Raw genomic sequence first — 17,647 nt, 5'->3', positions numbered from 1 at the left:
CTGGAGGTGGTTGCCATGACCGCTTCAACGCTGGAAATGGCTCTGACCTACGAACACGCCCGGATTCGTGAGCTGGCCGAACCGGCTCATCACCCGGCGGCGGCGCATCCGGAGCGTAGGCATCAGACCGACTGGTTCTACGCGATAGCGGCCCAGCATCTGGCCGCCGCCGAGGACGTCCTGCTGCCGCACGTACGGCGGTTGCCCGGCGGCGGGGACCTGGTCAGCCGGTATGTCGGGAACGCGAAGGAGCTCGAGCGCTCACTGCGGTTCCTGAAGGGACGCCAGAACGGCGACAGTCGCGTACTGCATCTGCGTCACGACGATGTCTGGCGGCGGATCGACGGTCTGCTTGCCGAGCACGAGGCGATGGAGACGTCGTACGGCCGGCAGATCTGTGAACAGCTGGACGGCTCTGACGTGAACACGCTGACCGAGACCCTCCTCGAGGCGGAGGAGGTCGCCCCGACTCGCGCACACCCGCACTCCCCGCACACCGGCATGGCTGGTCGTCTGGCCCACCGCATGTGGCGCATGGCCGACAACGCCTGGGACAACGCCGAGGGCCGAGTAGTCCCAACCAACTACCACGCCCACCCCAAACGAGACTCAACCCTCTCCCACTACCTCTACGGCACCCCCATCCAAACCGAAGAAAAAGACAACTGAGGGTTATTCATAACCCAGAGAAGAAGAGGAGGAAAGGAAAAAGAACAGGGACAGAAAAGTAGAGGGGCTGGTTGCCTGGCGGGCCTGGTCCGTAGGCGCGGCCAGTCGGTGGTCGGCGGGTGAGGAGTGCGGCGACTCACCACAGCCGAGGGATCGGGGCTGCCGAGGACCAGTCACTGAGTGAGCGTTCTCCAGGCCATCACAATCCACGGTTGCGGTGGAGGTCAGGCGTGAGTCGCCTGCTGGACGACGATTGTGATGGCCTGGCGGTCGGGGTGCGGCTGCTGTGACTGCTCGCCTGACGAGCCGAGGGTGGTCGCTCAGCCAGTTGGACACGGTCCGGTGCGCGACCTCGGCACGATCGTCGGTTCACCCACCAGGCACCCAGCCAGGCACCCAGCCAGGCACCCAGCCACTCTATCTTTTTTACTGTTTCTTATTCTTTTTTGCTCTTCTTCTTTGAGGGTTATGAATAACCCTCAACTAACAGAAACCAGGTGAGCTGGCGACAACCAGCCGGGGTGGGCGGGCGAGCCGGGTGTGGGGTGTTCTGGTGCTGGGCGAAGGCGGTGGGGTGACCGGGCCCGGGTCCTTTGGATGCCTCCTCGGGGCGGGCCCGGTCGGCCGGCTCCACTGCGCCTGGTTGTGGGGCCGGCTGGGTCCCGCCTCCGCTGCGCCTGGTGTGCGGAGGTGGGCCCTGCGTCCTCCCCCGCTGCGCCTGGTGTGCGGGGGAGGACGGTCTGGGGGTTACTTCAGGCTGTCGATCGCCTTCTTCGCGCCGGGGTGCAACGGCACCGGGTCGGTCTTGTCGGCGTTGTCCAGCGTGATGCCCTTGGCTGCGGCGTTCACCGCGACCAAGGCGTCCATGTTGTCGTAGATGACCTTCGTGAGCTGCTCGGCGAGGTCGTCCTTCATGTCCTTGCGGACCAGCAGCACGTTCGGCACGATGATCGTCGCCACGTCGGCCGGCTGCTTGTACGTCGCGGCCGGGATCGGCGCCTGGGCGTAGATCGACCCGTACTTGTCCTGCATTTTGGGCAACAGATCCACCAGAGGCAAGAGTTTCACGCCCTTACCCATGCTGGTGAACAGGTCTGTCATCCCGCCGGTCGGCAGCCCGCCGGACCAGACCAGTGCGTCGATCGAGCCGGACTTCATCGCATCCACCGACTCCGGCAGACCGAGCCGCTGCGCGGTCACATCCTTGGCCGGATCGAGCCCCGCCGCCGCCAGCAACCGCCGCGCGATCACCTCGGTCCCGGAGTTCGGCGAGCCGGTCGAGACCCGCTTGCCCTTCAGATCGGCGATCGAGTTGACGTTCGCCGACGTACGCACGGCAACCTGCGTGTAGTTGTTGTAGAGCCGGGTCAACGCGACGACGTCCTGCTTCGAGGTGAAGCTGTTCTCACCCTTGACCGCATCGGACGCCGTGTCCCCGAGCGAGAACGCGATGTCGTAGTTCCCCGCCACCAAGCCTTGCACGTTCTGCACCGAGGCACCGGTCTCGCTAGCGGTCGCGCGATACCCGGAGACCTTCTGCGAGATGACCGACGCCAACGCACCACCAAGCTGGTAGTAGACGCCGGTCGTGTTGCCAGTGGCAATGGTCAGGCGGCCACCAGTCGCCGTACCGGATCCGGAAGGTTCGCGCTGACCACCGCAGGCAACAAGTGAGACGGCAGCGGCGAGCGCCACCACGGCGGTGGGGAGGCGACGGAGTCTCATAGGCTCACGGATCCTTCCAAAGAAGAGGTCTGGCGTTGCCGCCGGACCAGATTGATGACGACGGCAACAAGTAGCAAACAGATTCCGACGATGATGGTTACGGGCGCGAGGTAAAGCAGCAGGATCGCGGCCGGCACGCACACCAACCGCTCGACCCAACCCGCGGCAACAACGATCCACCCACCCGTCACCACGGCCAGTGCACCAACCGCCAGCATCGAAACCAGACACGTCCACACCATGCCGACGAGCGATCCCTGACCGAGCAGGTGCGCGCCATTGTCGGTGAGCACGAACGCGAACGGCACCAAGAACGCAGGCAGCGTGTACTTCCACGCCTGCCACATCGTCGGCATCACCTTGCCACCGGTGATCGCGGCCGTCGCGACAGCGGCCAGTGCGGTCGGCGGCGAGACCTCGGAGAGTACGGCGTAGTAGAAGATGAACATGTACGCCTCGGGCTGCGTCACCCCCAGCTGCACCAGCGCCGGCGCGATGATCACCGCGGCGATGATGAACGACGCGGTCACCGGCACGGCAAGCCCGAGGATCAGTACGGCGAACGCCGACAACACCACCGTGAGGACGAGTACGACGGTGTGGTTGTCGGTCAGCCCGTGGGCCGCGTCGACGATGATCTCCGCGAGGTTCAGCCCGAGACCCGTCTGCGTGGTGACGGCAACGATCACGCCGGCGGTCGCACACGTGGCCACCACGGGCAACACCGAACGGGTGCCCTGGGCAAGCGCTTTGAACAACCGCCCGGCCGTCAGCCGATGCTCGCGATCCAGGAACGACAACGCGAACTGGATCACCACCGCGTAGACCACAGCCTTGAACGGCGGTACGTCGACCGCCATGAAGCCGATGATCACGAACAGCGAGAGGAAGTGGTACCCGAACCGCAGCAGCAACCGCCACGCGGAGTCGGTCGACGTCTCGGCCGACGTGGTCCCGTGCTTACGGGCGTCGATCTCGATCGCGAGCAGAATGCCCAGGTAGTACAGGATGGTCGGGATGACGGCGTACCCGAGCACCGTCAGGTACGAGACCTGCAGGAACTCGGCGATGATGAACGCCGCCGCACCCAGCGTGGGCGGCGAGAGGATCGCGCCGATGCCGGACGCGGCGAGCATTCCACCGGCCGGTTCGGGCGGGTACCCGGCGCGACGCAGGATCGGCCAGGACACCGTGCCGAGGGAGACGGCCGTCGCCGTACCGGATCCGGAGACGCTGCCGAGCAGGAAGCCGGCCAGCGTGACGGTCCGGCCCGGCGCCGTACGGCTGCGCTTGAAGGCAGCGAAGGACAGGTCGATGAAGAACTTGCCGGCACCGGAGTAGTCGAGCACTGCGCCGTAGATCGTGAACAGCACGATGTACGACGCCGCCACGCTCAACGGTGTCCCGTAGAACCCGGCCGTGCCCATCGTGAACTGCGCGATGATCGCGTCGAAGTTGAAGCCCTGATGCGCCAGCGACCAGGTGTAGGGCAGGTAGCCGCCGTAGTACGCGTACGCGATGAACAGCAGGCTCACCACCGGCAGCACCCAGCCGGTCGTCCGACGACATGCCTCGAGCAAGAGGACCAGGAGGACCGCACCCGCGACCACGTCCAGCGTGGTCGGCGCCTGTCGCCGTTCGAGATAACCGTCGAAGTCGAAGAGCGGGTAGACACACACCACCAAGGCCACGGCGGCGAGGATCCAGTCGGTGATGCCGGGATCGTTGTGCGACCGGGCCTTGAACGGATTCAGGAACGCCGGCACGCGAAAGCCCCGGTAACACAGCAGCGTGATCGGCAGAACGGCTGCGAGAAAGATCACCAAGTAAAACTGCGTGCCTTGTGGTAGTGGAAAAAACACCTGCACGAGCACGCCGACGCTGATGACCGCGCACCAGACCGAGATCGCCAGGTCCAGGGCAGGTCGAAGCCGCCGAGCGGGCCGTTCTTGCTCGTACTCGGCCAGTTCTTCGTCCGAGGGCGTGGTCATGCTGTCCCCCGTACCGACACCGACAGTCATCTACCGGTTCCCTCCTGTGTCCGGAAGGCTAACGATGCCGACCACTGGGTGGAGTCGCGTGATTACGTCTTTACCAAGATCTGACACATATGAGCGTCACCTGGCCTACGATCACCGCATGAGTGGCGCCGTCAGGATTCTGCTGGTCGAAGACGATCTCGATATCGCCAATGCCCTGATACCGGCGTTGCGGCGTTACGGCTTGATGGTGACCCATGTCCGGACGGCCGCCGACGCCCTCGCGGCGGACCCCGGGGACCTGGTTCTGCTGGACCTCGGGCTGCCGGACGGGGACGGTATCAACGTGTGCCGGCAGATCCGGACGGTCTCCGATGTCCCGGTGATCGCGGTGACCGCGCGAGGTGAGGCCGCGGACCGGGTCCGTGGGTTGCGCAGCGGTGCCGACGACTACGTGGTGAAACCGTTCGCGATTTCCGAGCTCCTGGCCCGCATCGATGCTGTACTTCGTCGTACCGGCCTCTTGCAGCCCCGCCCCCGGGTGACTGTCGGCGACCTGACCGTGGACATCGAGGCTCGGACGGTTCAGGTTGCGGACAAGCCCATCAGCCTGACCCGCAAGGAGTTCGACGTGCTTGCTGTGCTGGCCGCACACCACGGCCGGGTGGTTCCCCGCGAACAGGTGGCCCTGTACGCGTGGCAGTCCGTCTTCGAGGCCTCGTCGCGCACGATGGACGTGCACGTGGCGAGCCTTCGCGCCAAACTCGGCCGGCCCGAGCTGGTCCAGACCATCCGCGGTGTCGGCTACCGCCTGGGTTCGGACTGACCGTTGCGCCGTCGACTACTGCAGTCCCTCGTTCCGATGGTGGTCGCGCTGGCCATCGTCGCCGTCGTACCGCTGGCCAACTTCATCGCCACCGGTGCGTCGCGCACACTGTTCCTGTCCCGCAGCAACGACGCGGACTGGTTCGCCACGATGGCGGAGTCCCCGTTGCAGACCGGCGACATCGCGAACCTGCGTGAACTCGCGGTCCGCTACCAGGAGCTCTACAACACCCCGGTCTTCGTGGTCGACGTCGACTCCCGGGTGGTCGCGACCTCGGTGTCCGGTGTGGACGTGAAGGAGCCCGACATCGACACGGCGCTGCACAGCACGCTGGCCGGTCGGCTGCCGGCCGAGCCACCGGCGCTGTGGCCGTGGCGTACGGGCGAGATGGTCGTGTCCCGTCCGGTCGTCAACAACGGCAGTGTGCTGGGGGCCGCCGTACTGCGGGTCCCGACCGACACCGCCCGCGAAGACGTACAGAACAAGCTGCTCCTGCTCCTGGGTGGCCTGCTGATCAGCATCGGCGCGATCATCATCGGTATCGTCCGGCCGATCACCCGCTGGGTGCTGCGGCCGTTGAAGGACCTGGACAACGCGACCCACCAGATCACCCGCGGCGCCCTCGATACCCGGGTGTCGACGGACGGTCGTGCACCGGAGCTCCGGCGGCTCGGCGACAGCTTCAACTCGATGGCGCTCAGCTTGCACCAGGCCAGGCAGCGCGAGCGGGAGTTCGTCGCGGACGCGTCGCACCAGCTGCGTACGCCGCTGACCTCGGCCCGGATCCACATCGAGGGCCTGTCCCGGCTCTCACCGACCGCACGGTTCGCGCTGAGCGACATCGACCGGCTCGGCCGGATCGTCCAGCGGCTGTCGCGGCTGGCCGGCTCCGACCGCCCGGGTGCCGAGGTCGAGGGCAACGAGGCGCCACTGGACCTGGCCCAGGCGGTCAAGGAGCGGCTGGTCGGGTGGAAGGCCGTGTACTCGGCCGACGACCTGGAGCTGATCATCGGCGAGATGGTCCCGGGCGGTGTCGCGCCGGAGCTCGAGGTCGACGACATCCTCGACGTACTGCTCGACAACGCCTCCAAGTACGGCGCTCCGCCGGTCGAGGTCTCGGTCACCCGCGACGGCACCGAAGTGGTGATGTCGGTCCGCGACCACGGCCTCGGGCTCGGATCGCGCGACCTGAAGAAGGTCGGCGAACGGTTCTGGCGCAGCGCGCACCACCGGGAGATGCCGGGCACCGGCCTCGGCCTGGCGATCGTCCGCTCCGAGGCGGCCCGGGTCGGCGGCCGCGTGGTCGCCCGCCCACCGATCGGCGGCGGCCTGGTGATCGAGGTCCGCGTCCCCCTGATCGACGACTACGACGTCTGACAGCAACCTAGGTGGCCCTAGGTGGCCCTAGGTGGCATGGACAGCCCGTACGACGCAACGCCGTACGGGCTGTGTGGTTTCTTGCCGGGGCTCAGATGTGGTTGTCGTGGAACCAGTTCTCGGCGGCGGGGTGCAGCGGGATCGGCATCGTCGCGATCGCCGAGCGCGGGTCGAGCGCACCGGCCTCCGGGTGGTAGTTCGTCGGGTCGGCAGGGTTGCCGATCAGGTCGGACTGCCGCCGGAACAACGTGTTGACCGTCCACCAGGCCCAGGAATTGGACAGGTTCGGCTTGCAGAGCAGGTAGTTCGGGATCGCCAGGGTCGGCACCGAACTGGCCAGCCCGTACTGCGAGGGCGGGATCGACGAGACCACGTAACCGCCGAAGTTCCGCAGCGCGACCTTCTGCGCGGTCACGCCGATGTCGACCAGCCGGAAGCCGATCGACTTCTGCAGCGCTCCGATCGGGGTGGTCGGGATGCCCCCGCTCCAGATCAGCGCGTCGATGCCGTTGTACTTGGGGTTTTCGGCCTTCTTCTCCAGTTGCGCGACCGCGTCTTCCAGCGACAGGTAGCGCGGCGTCACCTCGACGCCGGCGGTCTGCAGGATCAGGTCCGCGACGACCTTGGTCCCGGAGTTCTTCGGGCCGACGCTGACGACCAGCTTCCGGCCCAGCTTGGTCGGCTTCATGTCGTCGAGGCTCGACACCTTCGAGGCCATCGGCACGACGACGTGCACGTAGTTGTCGTACAACCGGGCCAGCGCCTGGATCTTCAGCCGACCGGGGTTGAACTCCCCGGTGCCCTCGTAGGCGGCCAGCGCAGAGTCCGACGTACTGAACCCGAGGTCGGCCTTGCCCGTGCTCAGCTGCCGCAGATTGTCGATCGACCCGTTGGTCGCGACCGGCTTGAGCTCCATCCCCGTGACTTCGCTCACCAGCGCGCTCAGCGCCGCCCCGAACTGGGCGTAGACACCGCCGGCGTTCCCGGTCGCGAGCTTGGCCGCCTCACTCGGAGCCGGCTCGTCGGCGCGCCCACGCGAGCAGCCGGGCACGAGCAGCGCCGAGGCGGCGGCCGCGCCGAAGCCGAGGACGCTGCGCCGGGTCAGACCGGTCGGCCGGGCAGGGGTGAGCAGGCGGGGGCGATCCATGCACACAACCTAGACAACAATGGGGCCGCGCCGGTAGCGACGTCATCGAACCGCTACCGGGAGAGATCGCGGTGAACTGCGTCTGGACGGGCCAGGGGTGGGTGTGACAGCGTTGTCAGCCTGCGGTCGCATGGGCCGCGGCAGACCCCCTCCGGAGGATGATTTCGTGCACGACGACCGTCAACTCATCGAGGAGCGGCTCAGGCGCGCCCTGCGGGAGCGGATCCGCCCCGCGATCTACGGCGCGGCGGTCCCGCTGGACATCGAGGTGTGGCACGCCCCTGGTGAGCCGGTGTCCCCCGCCGAGGCGCTGGCCCAGACCTTCGAGCCGGCCGCCATCGGCCAGCCGTGGGGTCCCGCCTGGGGTACCGCATGGTTCAAGTTCAGCGGCCAGGTGCCGGCCGAGTGGGCCGGCCGCGAGATCGAGGCGGTCATCGACCTCGGCTTCAGCGGTGGCCCCGGGTTCTCCGCGGAGGGCCTGGTGCACACGACCTCCGGCGTACCGCTGAAGGGCCTGCACCCGCGGCAGACCTACGCCCCGCTCTCGATCCTCGGCCCCGACGGCACGGCGGCCTCCCCGGGCGACTCGATCGAGTTCTACGTCGAGGGCGCCGCCAACCCGGAGATCCCGCTCGACAACGCCACCGCGAAGGTCGACATCGGCGCGAAGCTCGGCGAGACGCCGATCTACACGCTGACCCGGGCCGACCTGGCCGTGTTCAACGCCGAGGTCTGGGACCTGATCGTCGACCTCGAGGCGCTGGGGAGCCTGCAGGAGCAGCTGTCCCCGCAGGAGCCGCGCCGCCGCGAGATCCTGCGGGCCCTGAGCCGCGCGCTGGACGCCCTGGACTACGAGAACGTTGCCGGTACCGCCGCGGACGCTCGCGCGCAGCTGACCGACGTACTGAGCCGCCCTGCGCACGCGAGCGCGCACCAGCTGTCCGCGGTCGGGCACGCGCACATCGACTCGGCCTGGCTCTGGCCGCTGCGGGAGACCCGGCGCAAGGTAGCCCGGACGGTCTCGAACGTCGCCACCCTCGCACAGGAGTACCCGGAGCTCGTCTTCGCGTTCTCGCAGGCCCAGCAGCACGCCTGGGTGAAGGACAACTACCCCGAGGTGTGGGAGCGGCTGAAGAAGGCCGTTGCCGAGGGCCACATCGTCCCGGTCGGTGGCATGTGGGTGGAGTCCGACACCAACCTGCCCGGCGGCGAGGCGCTGGCCCGGCAGTTCGTGCACGGCAAGCGGTTCTTCCTGGACGAGTACGGGATCGACACCCAGGAGGTCTGGCTGCCGGACTCGTTCGGCTACACCGCGGCCCTGCCGCAGCTGGTGAAGCTGTCCGGGTCGAAGTGGTTCCTGACCCAGAAGATCTCCTGGAACAAGGAGAACAAGTTCCCGCACCACACCTTCTGGTGGGAGGGCCTGGACGGGACGCGCGTCTTCACCCACTTCCCGCCGATCGACACCTACAACTCCGACCTGTCGGGTCGCGAGCTCGCGCACGCGCAGCGCAACTTCCAGGAGAACGGCTCGGCGACGCGGTCGCTGGTGCCGTTCGGGTACGGCGATGGTGGTGGCGGCCCAACCCGTGAGTTCATCGCGACCGCGCGCCGGGTGCACGACCTGGAGTCCTCGCCGAAGGTGACGATCGAGTCGCCGACCGAGTTCTTCACCGCGGCCGAGGAGGAGTACCGCGACCACGCGCCGGTCTGGTCCGGTGAGCTCTACCTGGAGATCCACCGGGCGACCTACACGTCGCAGGCCAAGACCAAGCAGGGCAACCGGCGCAGCGAGCACCTGCTCCGCGAAGCCGAGCTCTGGTCGGCCGCGGCCGTGGTCGCCGGCAAGCTGGACGCGTACCCGTACGAGGACCTGGACCGGATCTGGAAGGCCGTGCTGCTGAACCAGTTCCACGACATCCTGCCGGGGTCGTCGATCTCGTGGGTGCACCGCGAGGCCGAGGCGACGTACGCGCGGTTGGCGTCGGAGCTCGAGGCGATCATCGCGAAGGCCCAGCAGGCGCTGGCCGGGTCGGGTTCCGCGCAGATCGTCTTCAACGCCGCGCCGCACGGGCGGAACGGCGTTGCCGGTCTCGGTGCGGGTGTGGCCGCGGGCGAAGGACAGTCCGTGACGGTGCAGGACGGCGTACTGGACAACGGACTGGTCCGGGTCACGATCGACGAGCGTGGTCTGATCACCTCGCTGTACGACGTCGAGGCCCGGCGCGAGGTGATCGCGCCAGGTGCCGTGGGCAACCTTCTGCAGCTGCACGTGGACACCCCGAACCACTGGGACGCGTGGGACGTCGACTCGTTCTACAAGAACAACGTCCGCGACGTGACGGAGGTCGACTCGGTCGACTTCAGCGCCGTCGACGGCGTCGCGACCGTTGTGGTGAAGCGGTCGTTCAACCGGTCGTCGGTGACGCAGACGCTGCGGCTGCGGCCGGGGACGAAGCGGGTCGAGATCGAGACGTCGATGGACTGGCACGAGTCGGAGAAGTTCCTGAAGGCGGCGTACCCGGTCGACGTGCACGCGGACCGGTCGGCGTCCGAGACACAGTTCGGGCACATCTTCCGTCCGACCCACCAGAACACCTCCTGGGACGCGGCGAAGTTCGAGATCGCCGCGCATCGGTGGGTGCACGTCGGCGAACCGGGGTACGGCGTTGCCGTGGTCAACGATTCGACGTACGGGCACGACGTCAACCGGACCGCGCGCGAGGACGGCGGTACGACGACCACGATCCGCACGTCGTTGATCCGGGCACCGCGCTTCCCCGACCCGCTGACCGACCAGGGCGTTCACACCGTGAACCACGCGCTCGTCGTCGGCGCCGGGATCGGCGAGGCGATCGAGGAGGGGTACCGGATCAACCTCCCCGAGCGCGTGGTCACGGGCGCCGACGGTGTCGAGCCGCTGGTTGCCCTCGACAACGACAACATCGTCGTCGAGGCGGTCAAGCTCGCCGACGACCGCTCCGGCGACGTCGTGGTCCGCCTCTACGAGTCCAGCGGTGGTCGCTCCCGAGCCACCATCAAGCCGAGCTTCGAGACAACCGCGGTCACCGAGGTAGACCTCCTCGAACGCCACCTGGCCGACCGGGACCTGAAGGACAACGGAGTAGCCCTGGACCTCCGCCCCTTCCAAATCCTCACCCTCCGCTTCACCCGCCCCTGAACCTCCGGTGGCGCGCCCACCCTCGAGCGCGCCACCAAGTGGATTTGCCTGGTCCACCCACCAATTCCGGGGTTTGTGACCCTGATAACGGGTCCGGAACCCCCGATTTGGTGGGTGGACCAGGCAAATGGCGGGGGCGGTGGGGGCGGTGCGGGGTTGGGGCTGTTGATGCTTGGTGTTTACCCGGCTGACGTAGCTTGGGGTTATGGCTTCGACACCTTTGCTCGGGGCGCGGACGCTCGATCGGCAGACTGCGCGGACGTTGCCGCCGGGGCCGCGGCTTCCCACCCTGGTTCAGACCGTGTTGTTCGCGAGTCACCGCAAGACGTTCTTCCCGCGCATGCGGGACAAGTACGGCGATGTGTTCACGATCCGGCTGGTCCCGGGAAGCCGGGTCTGCGTCGTGCTGAGCCGGCCGGAGCACATCCGCGAGGTGTTCGGTAGCCCGCCGTCGGTGATGCACGCGGGTGAGGGCAACACCGTGCTCGAGCCGATCATGGGCGCGCACTCGCTGCTGCTGCTGGACGACGAGGACCACGTCCGGATGCGCCGCCAATTGATGCCGGCCTTCTCCGGACAGGCACTGCGCGGCTACGCCGGAATGGTTCACGAGCTGGCGAAAGCTGAGGTCGCGACCTGGACCCCCGGGCAGCCGTTCAAGGTCCACCAACGGATGCGGAACCTCACCCTCGAGATCATCCTGCAGGTCATCTTCGGCGTGACCGACGTCGACCGGCTGAACACGCTCCGCCCGCTGATGGACAAGATCGTGTCGGTCTCACCGGTGATCATGCTCGGCGGCTTCTACCCACCCCTGCTCAAGATCCGCCCGTGGCGCTCGTTCCTGGAGGCGCAGCGCAAGGTCGACGAGATCCTGTACGACGAGATCGCCAAGCGTCGCGGGAATCTCGGCGGACGGACCGACGTACTCTCCCGTTTGCTTGCCGCCGGCAACTGGACGGACGAGGAGCTGCGGGACCAACTGGTCACGCTCCTGCTCGCTGGTCACGAGACGACGGCGACAGCGCTGGCCTGGGCGTTCCACGAACTGGCCCGCAGCCCGGAGGACCTGGAGTTCGGTCAGCGGGCCGCGGACGGCGGCGCCGACGACGAACTCGAGGCGATCGTCAAGGAGGCGTTGCGCCTGCACCCGGTCGTGTACCAGGTCGGGCGGCGCCTGACCGAGACCGCGGACATCGCCGGCTACCGGCTGCCGCGGGGTACGACGATCATGGCGGCGATCGGGTTGGTCCACCGCGACGGTGAGCACTTCCCGCTGCCGAAGGAGTTCCGGCCGCAGCGCTTCCTGTCCGACGACCCGCCCGCGCCCGGGACCTGGATCCCGTTCGGCGGTGGAGCGAGGCGGTGCATCGGAGCCGGCTTCTCCCTGATGGAAGGAACCGAGATCCTCCGCGCCGCCCTCGCCGCCTACGACTTCACCGCCCCGCACCCCGAACCGGAGCCGGCCCAACCCAAGAACGTCACGCTGGTCCCCGGCAAGGGTGCGGTAGTGGCTGTTACTCCTCGGGATCGGTGACGTCGCCCAGGTCCACGTCCTGGTACGACTCGCGGTCCTCGTCGTCATCGTCCTCGAGCTCGAAGTCGTCCTCGTCGTCGACGACGTGAACGGCCGCCTCCTCGGCAGAGGCGGCGGCACCGTCGAAGCCGACGTCCTCGGCCACCAGCTCCTGGTCGTCGTCGCTGTGCGCGCCCTCGTCCGGCGCGACCAGGCGCCCGGAGCGCTGTACGCCGACCTCAGGGCCGCCGACGTCCTCCCCGTCCTCGGCGTACGGGTCGACGTCCGGAACCTCCTGGGCGATCCGCTGATCCAGCGTCTCCCCCTCCAGCGCCTCGTCGGCCGTCGTACCGAAGCCTTCGCCCGCGGACCACTTCTCCGGCGGCGAGTAGCCCTCGTCCAGCAGATCGTCCACCCCGCGGTCGTTCAGGGTGTCCTCCGCCTGCAGCTGATCCTCGTCATCGACGCTGTAGCTGCCGTAGTCCTCACGGTTGTTGTCACTCATGTGCACACCCTGACCCTTCGGGCGCGGATGAATCAAGCCGGGGGGCCTGTACCGCAGAATGGGGCGCGTGGATCCGGTCAGGTTGACGTTGGACCAGCTGCGGGAGCTGCGCGACGACATCGCGCCGCGGGCAGCCCGCCGTTCGCGCGCCTCGATCGCCCGCAGGCTCGAACGCTGGCGCAACCGAGCCTTCTTCATCGCCCAGTGCGCGCTCGCCGCCGGCGTGGCCTGGGTGCTGGCCCGGTACGTCGTGGGCCACAAGCAACCGTTCTTCGCGCCGGTCGCCGCGATGGTGTGTCTCGGGTTCAGCTTCGGCCAGCGGTTACGCCGAGTCGCCGAGGTGATGGTCGGCGTCGCGGTCGGGGTGGGCGTCGGTGACCTGTTCGTCCGCTTCTTCGGCACCGGCATCATCCAGATCGTCTTTGTGATCGCTCTGGCGATGAGCGTTGCCGTCCTGCTCGGCGCCGGCACGCTGATGACCACCCAGGCCGGCGTCCAGGCCGCGATCGTCACCACCCTCCTGCCGAACCCGGGCGCCGGCTTCAGCCGCTGGCTCGACGCGGTCCTCGGCGGGGTGGTCGCGCTGGCCGCCGCCACGATCGCTCCCGCCGCCGCGATCAGGCGCCCCCGGCAACAAGCCACCGGCGTACTCAACGAGCTCGCCGCGATCCTGATCGAGACCGCTGATGGTCTCCGCACCCGCAACGAGGACGCAATCACGGACGCCCTGCGCCGGGCCCGCGCCAGCGAATCGCAGCTCGACGACCTCCGCAGCGCGGCAGCCGAAGGGGTGGCCGTGGTCCGGCTGTCGCCGTTCCGGCGTCGGCACCGCGGTCGAGTGCAGGAGATCGCGGACCTGGTCATCCCGCTCGACCGTGCGATCCGGAACATCCGCGTCCTCGTCCGCCGGTGCGCGGTCTCGGTCTGGCGCGACGAGGAGATGCCGGCCGAGTACCCGATGCTCCTCGAACGCCTCGCGGACGGTACTCGGCTGATCGCCGAGTCACTGTTCGAGCCGCAGGCCGAAACCGCGGCTCACCGCGTCCTGGGCGAGCTCGGCCGCCGTACCGCGGAGATGCCGCTGCCGACCGGCCTGTCCGCCGTGGTCGTGCTCGGCCAGATGCGCTCGACCGTCGTCGACCTGCTCGAGCTGACGGGGACGTCGTACGACGAAGCACGCAAGCTGGTGCCGTTGCGGCTGGACGGGTTGGACGAGAAGTAGCCGCCTGACTACGGCGTGGTCCAGGTCACATCGAAAAGTTTGTCAGGATCTCCGTCATACCTGGTGCCGCGGTGCGTCTCACAGGCATGACGATCCACCGACTGATGACCGCGATGGCCACCCAAGAGGTCCGCGAGCTCGAGGACCTGCTGGCCGTCGAAACGACCACCCCCACACCGGACGACCGGAGCGACGCCGCCGCCAAGCACTAACTGGCGCGAACCGGACGAACGGATCCAGGCAGCGCGCCGGACGGTCGGGCCCACCGAGCCAGACCGCACGGAGATCGCACGCAACGCAGAGGCGCCCAGTGCGAAGCGCCGCCGGATCCGTCCGGATGCACCACCACAGAGGTGCATCCCAAAACCACCCGCCGACTGTCCTGACGCCGCTTGCGCGAGGCTCAGGCCAGTCCGGCGGGTGGTTTTTGTCATTGCCCACCAGAAGATTGTTGAGTGAGCGATCTCCAGGCCATCACAATCTGTGGTTCTGGTCGAGGTCAGGCGTGAGTCCGCCGCTGGTCGGAGATTGTGATGGCCTGGAGATCCGGGTGCGACCTCAGCCAGGCACCCGGCCCCCCGCTATCTTTTGGTTACTCGAGGCCGGCGACTTTTACTTCGGTGGTTACCGAGTTGGCTATGAAGCATTCTTGGTGGGACAGGTGGTGCAGGCGAGCGAGGGTTTCGTCGGACGGAACCTCGCCGGACCAGGTGATGGTGGGGTTGAGGGTTACTTCGGTGATGGCCAGGCGGCCCTGGGGGTTCTTGGCCATCAGGCCGACGGCGTGGTCGTCGTAGGTGTCCACGACCAGGCGTTTCCGGGCCGCGATCGACAAGAAGGTGAGCATGTGGCAGGACGAGAGTGCTGCCACGAACGCTTCTTCGGGGTCGACCGGGCCGGGATTGCCCAGGTACTTCGGGTTCGCCGAGCCGGGGACGGTGATGCCGCCGTCGAAGCGCCATTCGTGGTCGCGGTTGTAGGTGTCGTAGGTGAACTCGTACTCACCGCGGCTCCAACTGACATCGACCACGTGCTCCGACATGCTCAACTCATCCTTCCGAGACAGCCGCCTTGGCAGGTGCCGTGACGGGGTTCAAGCGTACGGGGGTGTGCCCGGGCAGCTTGGCGACGAAGTCGCTGTCGTAGCGAGCAGCCATCCCGGCGACCGGGAAGTCCGTGGTCACCCACTGCGCGCCGCTGTCCAGCGCGATACCGAGCCGGGTGTAGTCCTTGTCCCGGATCGTCGCCATCGGCTCGTCGGACCGCGTCCGTACCAAGTAACCCTTGCCGACCAGCCGCTGGATCTCGGCCTCACCAGCACCACGCGGGTCGTTCACCTCGGTGACCGCGGCGTCCGGAGCGCCCTCGGGACCGCGGGTGAAGACCGCCCGGCCTTCCAGGTTCGGCTTGCCGGCGGTGTAGGTGTCCCGGATCTCACCAGGACCACCGTTGTCGAAGTAGAACATCACCTGACCTCGGACCGAGCTCAGCTTCGGCCAGCCCTTCGTCAGCACGGACTGCTCCAGCGTCAGACCAGGCTTGCGTACGTCGTCCGGCGACAACAGCTCCTGCTCCGAGAAGACCGACCGGATCTCGGTGTCCACGCTGTCCAGGTTCGTCGCGTCCCACGGCGGAGCCTTGACCCCACCGGCAGCGACCACAGCCGGGTCGGACTGCTTGAGCTCGAGGTTGATCGCGATCGGCACGTGGTTCGGGTGCTGGTCGGACCACGTCTTCACCTGCTGCAGACACAGCACGAACGTGTCGCAGTTGGTGTTGTAGTCGAAGTCCGGGACGTGCATGACCTTGATCCCGGGCTGGGCCATCGCCGGGTCGGTCAGCGGTCCCTGGCCGGTCAGCTTGCGGATCAGCGGGTAGGTGTACAGCCCACCCGCCGGGTCCGGGAACAGGTCGAGCTCGAGGGACCGGACGTTCTGGTCCTCCAGCTGCTGGGTGATCGGCGCGTGCGAGTACCAGAGGTCGACCGAGCCCGGGTTCTGCTGCTGCTGAACCTTCTGCTCGTTCGGGCTGAGCTCGCGGTGGTAGGAGTTGTGCGAGCCGACCACCTGCATCTGGTTCAGCCGCAGGCTGTTGCCGGCGACTCCAGGCTCGTGCCGGGCGAGCGCCGTACCGGCGAGGCCGGACGTTGCGACGGCCGCGGACGCGATCCCCGCGACGACTGTTCTGCTGAAACGCATACGAAGTCTTCCCTCCCTCTGGCCGTCGGCCAGATTGTCGGTCGGCGGTGATGACGCCGATCTGTCGGCAATCTGTCACAGGAAGGTGGCAACGTTGTCCCCTCCAAGGATGGACAATGAGCGACATGGTGACATCGGGGGCGTATCCGTTGCGCCGGACGCCGACCCAGGATCGCGCCAGCCGGCAGGTCGAGCGGATCCTGGACGCGGCCTGCGCCGAGGTGGTCGAGCGTGGGTACGACGCGGCTTCGACCAGCGGGATCGCGAAACGGGCCGAGATCGCGGTCGGCAGCGTGTACCGCTACTTTCCGGACAAGCGCAGCCTGATCCAGGCGATCGAACGGCGGAACCAGGCCCGCTACACCGAGGCCGTCAGCGAGCGGCTGGCGACGGTGGCGACCTGGCGCGACGCGGTCGACGTGACGCTGGACACCTTCCGGGAGATGCACCGGACCGATCCTGGGTTCCGCGCGGTGGTCCTGAGTGGACTGGGCGATCCGGAGCTGGAGACCAAGCCCGGTGAGTTCGACGATCAGCACGCGGGCGAGTTCGCAGAGCTGCTCAGTGTCCGGTTCGGTGCGGCCAACACCCACGACTTCCGGCTGGTCGTGACCTTGAGCATCGCGATGGGCGAGGCCTTGGCCCACCTGGCGGACCGGCTGCCGGCGGACGAAGCGGCGTACGTGCTGGATCAGGGCCGCCCGGCCCTCTACGCCCTGCTGGCACCGCACCTGCCGTCGCAGTAGGCAGGTGCGGTAACTGGAAAACCCTCGCCGCTGGCGAGGGGTGATGGGGCGGTAGCGCAATAAATCTTAGGGTTGTGGCACCGGGTCGGCGGACTGTGCGGAGCGCGGTCCGAGCTGGGGCCAGTGGCTGACCCGGCCCGCGATGCGTCCGCGGCGGGGCGTCCGGACGTCGTAGCTCACGATCACCCGGTCGTTCTTGGCGTACGCGATCCTGCTGCCCAGCGGGAGTTTGCGGGAGACCTCGAAGGGTCCCTCACCCCGGCGGGTGTAGTACTCGACGGTGACCTCGGTGTATTCGGCCGGGCTCCCGCCGTCCAGCTGACCGCGGACCGGGCCTCTGACCCGGATCACTCGTCCCGCGGTCTTCTCTTCCACACTCGATGGGGTGTCGCTTCGCCGGAGACCGGCGATCACGTCCGCCCCGATGCATGCCGCAACCAGCAGCACCAGGCCGAATCCACCGAGCACAACGATCGTCAACATGGCACTCACCCCCGACGCGCCGCCCGCGAGCAGCGCGGTCGTCGTAGTCGAACTGCCTTGCGCGGCCCTTGCC

Annotated in this window: 15 protein-coding genes; 8 read left to right on the top strand and 7 right to left on the bottom strand. The window is 67.8% G+C overall.

Going from position 1 to position 17,647, the window contains the following annotated elements; all coding sequences use genetic code 11:
* Window positions 1-15 precede the first annotated feature (15 nt).
* A complete protein-coding gene (locus tag ACWF4Z_RS19475; protein ID WP_452244477.1) occupies window positions 16-669 on the top strand; it encodes a hypothetical protein in 654 nt (217 codons plus the stop codon).
* Between the two features lie 747 nt (window positions 670-1,416).
* Here ACWF4Z_RS19475 and ACWF4Z_RS19470 read toward each other — a convergent pair.
* The gene (locus tag ACWF4Z_RS19470) at window positions 1,417-2,394 is read right to left on the bottom strand and encodes a TAXI family TRAP transporter solute-binding subunit (RefSeq protein WP_452244476.1); all 978 of its coding nucleotides are present in this window, start codon (window positions 2,392-2,394) and stop codon (window positions 1,417-1,419) included.
* Window positions 2,391-4,415, bottom strand: coding sequence for a TRAP transporter permease (locus ACWF4Z_RS19465; RefSeq protein WP_452244475.1), 2,025 nt, complete (start codon window positions 4,413-4,415; stop codon window positions 2,391-2,393). Before ACWF4Z_RS19465 ends, ACWF4Z_RS19470 begins: the two co-directional genes overlap by 4 nt.
* A 118-nt stretch (window positions 4,416-4,533) precedes the next feature.
* Between ACWF4Z_RS19465 and ACWF4Z_RS19460 the strand changes: the two genes are divergently transcribed.
* Window positions 4,534-5,199 (top strand): response regulator transcription factor, encoded by a 666-nt coding sequence (locus ACWF4Z_RS19460; protein WP_012918592.1) that lies wholly within the window; start codon window positions 4,534-4,536, stop codon window positions 5,197-5,199.
* Window positions 5,200-5,235: 36 nt separating this feature from the next.
* On the top strand, window positions 5,236-6,576 hold the full coding sequence (locus tag ACWF4Z_RS19455) for a sensor histidine kinase (protein ID WP_452244474.1): 1,341 nt from the start codon (window positions 5,236-5,238) through the stop codon (window positions 6,574-6,576).
* 91 nt (window positions 6,577-6,667) lie between these two features.
* Here ACWF4Z_RS19455 and ACWF4Z_RS19450 read toward each other — a convergent pair whose 3' ends face one another.
* Window positions 6,668-7,723, bottom strand: a complete 1,056-nt coding sequence (locus tag ACWF4Z_RS19450) for a TAXI family TRAP transporter solute-binding subunit (protein WP_452244473.1) — start codon at window positions 7,721-7,723, stop codon at window positions 6,668-6,670.
* Window positions 7,724-7,889: 166 nt separating this feature from the next.
* Here ACWF4Z_RS19450 and ACWF4Z_RS19445 point away from each other — a divergent pair, with 166 nt between their 5' ends.
* Together ACWF4Z_RS19445 and ACWF4Z_RS19440 are read left to right on the top strand one after the other, a co-directional pair.
* Window positions 7,890-10,904, top strand: a complete 3,015-nt coding sequence (locus ACWF4Z_RS19445) for an alpha-mannosidase (protein WP_452244472.1) — start codon at window positions 7,890-7,892, stop codon at window positions 10,902-10,904.
* A gap of 205 nt (window positions 10,905-11,109) precedes the next feature.
* A complete protein-coding gene (locus ACWF4Z_RS19440) occupies window positions 11,110-12,441 on the top strand; it encodes a cytochrome P450 (RefSeq protein ID WP_452244471.1) in 1,332 nt (443 codons plus the stop codon).
* On the opposite strand, the gene ACWF4Z_RS19435 is transcribed toward ACWF4Z_RS19440, so the two are convergent.
* Window positions 12,422-12,925, bottom strand: a complete 504-nt coding sequence (locus ACWF4Z_RS19435; RefSeq protein ID WP_452244470.1) for a DUF5709 domain-containing protein — start codon at window positions 12,923-12,925, stop codon at window positions 12,422-12,424. The genes ACWF4Z_RS19440 and ACWF4Z_RS19435 overlap by 20 nt on opposite strands.
* 67 nt (window positions 12,926-12,992) lie before the next feature.
* Between ACWF4Z_RS19435 and ACWF4Z_RS19430 the strand changes: the two genes are divergently transcribed.
* Together ACWF4Z_RS19430 and ACWF4Z_RS19425 are read left to right on the top strand one after the other, a co-directional pair.
* Window positions 12,993-14,147 carry an FUSC family protein gene (locus ACWF4Z_RS19430; RefSeq protein WP_452244469.1) on the top strand — a complete coding sequence of 385 codons (1,155 nt, stop codon included), beginning with the start codon at window positions 12,993-12,995 and terminating at the stop codon, window positions 14,145-14,147.
* 71 nt (window positions 14,148-14,218) lie between these two features.
* A complete protein-coding gene (locus ACWF4Z_RS19425; protein WP_452244468.1) occupies window positions 14,219-14,359 on the top strand; it encodes a hypothetical protein in 141 nt (46 codons plus the stop codon).
* Window positions 14,360-14,739: 380 nt separating this feature from the next.
* Here ACWF4Z_RS19425 and ACWF4Z_RS19420 read toward each other — a convergent pair whose 3' ends face one another.
* Window positions 14,740-15,189 (bottom strand): OsmC family protein, encoded by a 450-nt coding sequence (locus ACWF4Z_RS19420; protein WP_452244467.1) that lies wholly within the window; start codon window positions 15,187-15,189, stop codon window positions 14,740-14,742.
* 7 nt (window positions 15,190-15,196) lie between these two features.
* Entirely contained in the window at window positions 15,197-16,345 is a 1,149-nt protein-coding gene (locus tag ACWF4Z_RS19415; RefSeq protein WP_452244466.1) for a phosphatidylinositol-specific phospholipase C1-like protein, read from the bottom strand.
* 116 nt (window positions 16,346-16,461) lie between these two features.
* Here ACWF4Z_RS19415 and ACWF4Z_RS19410 point away from each other — a divergent pair, with 116 nt between their 5' ends.
* Window positions 16,462-17,091: a TetR/AcrR family transcriptional regulator gene (locus tag ACWF4Z_RS19410; RefSeq protein ID WP_452244465.1), complete on the top strand. Its 630-nt coding sequence runs from the start codon at window positions 16,462-16,464 to the stop codon at window positions 17,089-17,091.
* A gap of 66 nt (window positions 17,092-17,157) precedes the next feature.
* On the opposite strand, the gene ACWF4Z_RS19405 is transcribed toward ACWF4Z_RS19410, so the two are convergent.
* Window positions 17,158-17,574, bottom strand: coding sequence for a hypothetical protein (locus ACWF4Z_RS19405; RefSeq protein WP_452244464.1), 417 nt, complete (start codon window positions 17,572-17,574; stop codon window positions 17,158-17,160).
* Between the last annotated feature and the right edge of the window lie 73 nt (window positions 17,575-17,647).

This window comes from Kribbella sp. NPDC055071 (genome assembly GCF_053608045.1).
The sequence above is the reverse complement of the archived record's forward strand: the minus strand, read 5'-3'. Positions and strand labels throughout refer to the sequence as shown.

Bases quoted from the DNA above. Each gene is read 5' to 3' on its own strand.
- ACWF4Z_RS19475 (WP_452244477.1), top strand. From the start codon at position 16: ATGACCGCTTCAACGCTGGAAATGGCTCTGACCTACGAACACGCCCGG.
- ACWF4Z_RS19470 (WP_452244476.1), bottom strand. From the start codon at position 2,394: ATGAGACTCCGTCGCCTCCCCACCGCCGTGGTGGCGCTCGCCGCTGCC.
- ACWF4Z_RS19465 (WP_452244475.1), bottom strand. From the start codon at position 4,415: ATGACTGTCGGTGTCGGTACGGGGGACAGCATGACCACGCCCTCGGAC.
- ACWF4Z_RS19460 (WP_012918592.1), top strand. From the start codon at position 4,534: ATGAGTGGCGCCGTCAGGATTCTGCTGGTCGAAGACGATCTCGATATC.
- ACWF4Z_RS19455 (WP_452244474.1), top strand. From the start codon at position 5,236: ATGGTGGTCGCGCTGGCCATCGTCGCCGTCGTACCGCTGGCCAACTTC.
- ACWF4Z_RS19450 (WP_452244473.1), bottom strand. From the start codon at position 7,723: ATGGATCGCCCCCGCCTGCTCACCCCTGCCCGGCCGACCGGTCTGACC.
- ACWF4Z_RS19440 (WP_452244471.1), top strand. From the start codon at position 11,110: ATGGCTTCGACACCTTTGCTCGGGGCGCGGACGCTCGATCGGCAGACT.
- ACWF4Z_RS19435 (WP_452244470.1), bottom strand. From the start codon at position 12,925: ATGAGTGACAACAACCGTGAGGACTACGGCAGCTACAGCGTCGATGAC.
- ACWF4Z_RS19420 (WP_452244467.1), bottom strand. From the start codon at position 15,189: ATGTCGGAGCACGTGGTCGATGTCAGTTGGAGCCGCGGTGAGTACGAG.
- ACWF4Z_RS19415 (WP_452244466.1), bottom strand. From the start codon at position 16,345: ATGCGTTTCAGCAGAACAGTCGTCGCGGGGATCGCGTCCGCGGCCGTC.
- ACWF4Z_RS19410 (WP_452244465.1), top strand. From the start codon at position 16,462: ATGAGCGACATGGTGACATCGGGGGCGTATCCGTTGCGCCGGACGCCG.
- ACWF4Z_RS19405 (WP_452244464.1), bottom strand. From the start codon at position 17,574: ATGTTGACGATCGTTGTGCTCGGTGGATTCGGCCTGGTGCTGCTGGTT.